Raw genomic sequence first — 534 nt, 5'->3', positions numbered from 1 at the left:
CGTCCCACCCCTCCAGCTGGGCCTGCCAGTCGGCTGCGGTCAGCGGCTTTTCGGCGGTGGCAGCGTCGTAGAGGTGGTGGCGGGCGTTGAGCAGCCGGCGTCCGCCCCGGGTGACCCGCACCCGGCCACTGTTCCGCTCCCGCACCGCCCGGCGCAGCTGGCCCTGCAGGATCTGCAGCCGCTGCTGCTTGGCCCGCCGCTCGCTGTCATCGGCGTACCCGCGCACCCACCTGCGCCCGCGCTGCTCGCGGGTGCCGGGTGTGACGGCGAGGCGGGAGATGATCGTGGCGATCGCCCGGCGCAGGCAGCCGATGCGGGCGTTCAGTGCCCGCCGGGCCAGCTGGTACTGGTCCTCGCTGGTGCGGGTGATCGATCCCGCCCAGCGGGAGGACGACTGTGCGGTCAAGGCCTTCTTCCGCTCGGCCCGCCGATTGTGCGCGGCGGGCACGTTCCCGATCCGCACCCGCGCCGCGAGATCTGCTCCGGCCAGCGCGCCCAGGTGGGAGCCCACCGCGCGAAGTGCCTCCTCGTCGG

At 74.5% G+C, this 534-nt stretch carries 1 pseudogene; it reads right to left on the bottom strand.

Going from position 1 to position 534, the window contains the following annotated elements:
• A pseudogene (locus G6048_RS48525) lies at nt 1–534 on the bottom strand (hypothetical protein); the annotation flags it as partial.

The sequence above is a fragment of the Streptomyces ureilyticus genome (genome assembly GCF_011045025.1).
GTDB lineage: Bacteria > Actinomycetota > Actinomycetes > Streptomycetales > Streptomycetaceae > Streptomyces > Streptomyces ureilyticus.
The sequence above is the reverse complement of the archived record's forward strand: the minus strand, read 5'-3'. Positions and strand labels throughout refer to the sequence as shown.